This window comes from Thermoactinomyces daqus (assembly GCF_000763315.1).
GTDB lineage: Bacteria > Bacillota > Bacilli > Thermoactinomycetales > Thermoactinomycetaceae > Thermoactinomyces_A > Thermoactinomyces_A daqus.
The window spans coordinates 1-586 of the sequence record NZ_JPST01000060.1; the positions used below are offsets into that span (position 1 = coordinate 1).

The following is a 586-nucleotide window of genomic DNA, read 5'->3' on the forward strand; positions in this document are numbered from 1 at the left end:
CGCCAAGATCCAATACGTTTTTTGCAAAAGTGTGTCTTAAGCAGTGCGGGGAAGCATTGTCTATATCGGCCATCCGAAAATACTTATCAAGAGCCTTTCTTATGCCGCGATCCGTTATCCGTGTTTTTCGTTCAGACAGAAAAACCGCCTCATCTCCATCTTTACTTTCTCCCCTAACCTCCAACCAGCTATTTAAGGCATTGGCTAAGTCCTTGTTCATGGGAATAGGTCTAAACTTCCCGCCCTTACCTTGCCGGACAATAACCGTCTTATCGCGGGGATGTTTCATATCCAAATCATCCAAGTTGAGAGCAGCAACTTCGGCAATCCGTAATCCTGCTTGCAACATCATTTGTGCCATAGCCAGATCACGGAGCCGTTTCCATTTATGGCTCGGTGTTTCGTCCTTTTTCTCCATTTCCATTACGTCGATCAAACGGGCTTGTTCACGCCTGGTCAGCCAACGCGGAGCGACATGTAAAGTTGAAATCGACTTCATTTTTACTTTTCGGGTTGGATCGGTTTGAACACGATCCGTTTCGACCAGGAAGGTCCAATATGTTTTTAATGCTGCCACCTTTTTGTT

Annotated in this window: 1 protein-coding gene; it reads right to left on the reverse strand. The window is 45.7% G+C overall.

Annotated features, from left to right (window positions below; genetic code table 11):
• A partial coding sequence (locus JG50_RS0116700) for a tyrosine-type recombinase/integrase (protein ID WP_033102259.1) occupies positions 1 to 586 on the reverse strand: 586 nt, incomplete at both ends.